This window comes from Bergeyella anatis (assembly GCF_036016955.1).
Lineage (GTDB): Bacteria > Bacteroidota > Bacteroidia > Flavobacteriales > Weeksellaceae > JAYWXI01.
On sequence record NZ_JAYWXI010000113.1, the window covers coordinates 1 to 529 of the forward strand.

The 529-nt window shown below is 36.7% G+C and carries 1 protein-coding gene and 1 pseudogene; both read right to left on the reverse strand.

Annotated elements, in window-relative coordinates; genetic code table 11:
- Positions 1–266: helix-turn-helix domain-containing protein (locus tag VQ048_RS12495; RefSeq protein ID WP_327611964.1), on the reverse strand; the 266-nt coding region annotated here is incomplete at its 3' end.
- 20 nt (positions 267–286) lie between these two features.
- Positions 287–529, reverse strand: a pseudogene (locus tag VQ048_RS12500) (bifunctional DNA primase/helicase); the annotation flags it as partial.

A 529-nucleotide genomic window follows, 5' to 3' on the forward strand; every position in this document is an offset into this window, starting at 1 on the left:
TCTCTAATGAATTGGTGTACATCTGATAGTTTGTAGTAAATTTTTCCAGAAATTGTGTAATAGGGTAGTTTGCCTTCAGAACGATAACGCTGCAGAGAACGAGCGGATATTTTAAAAGTTATCATTAAATCTTGATTGTCGAGTAATTCCTCTCCTTCGATGGTACTTCGTTTCTTTTCAGCTTTTTCAAAGCGTTCTGCAAGTAGATCGAGGCGGTCCATCAGTCGCTCCATCCACATTACAAATTCCATTCGGTCGATATTCATAACGGGTAAGTTTTAGTGTTTTATTTTTGATTGAGTATTTTTTTCATAAGTTTACCAATACTTAATTGCTGTGGATTTTGGCTGTCCACAATCAATAATTCTTTGGCTTTGAGTTTTAGGATATAGTTTTTCGCCGTTCGTTCCTGCACCCCCGTTAAGGCTTTAATTTCTTGCACCAATTCACTATATTCCCATACTTCTTTCTTTCTAAATAGAGGAGATACGAGAGTGGCTAATTCTGTGGTCTTGTCTTTCTTTTCAGT